Here is a 281-nt window from a genome sequence, read left to right on the forward strand (position 1 = left end):
GCCGTAGGAGTCTTTACCCGCGTATGCGCCACCATGTCAATCACCGTATCATCGCGCTCTTGGCCGATACCGGTAATGATTGGCAAAGGAAACTGAGCACAATTCGTTGCCAGTTCATACGTATCGAACCCTGACAAATCTGATGTCGCTCCACCTCCACGGATAATCACCACTACATCCCAATGTTCCAGCTCGGCATAAACCCGGTTTAAGGCACGGATAATGGAATCCTCGACCTGCTCGCCTTGCATCACCGCCGGAAACAATTTGGTATAAAACAC

General features: G+C 50.5%; 1 protein-coding gene. It reads right to left on the minus strand.

Going from position 1 to position 281, the window contains the following annotated elements; translation table 11 throughout:
- Positions 1–281 (minus strand): exodeoxyribonuclease VII large subunit (locus H6A60_RS14580; protein WP_275114241.1); only part of this gene is annotated, 281 nt, incomplete at both ends.

It is taken from the genome of Sutterella massiliensis (assembly GCF_016899755.1).
In the GTDB taxonomy this organism is placed as follows: Bacteria; Pseudomonadota; Gammaproteobacteria; order Burkholderiales; family Burkholderiaceae_F; genus Sutterella; species Sutterella massiliensis.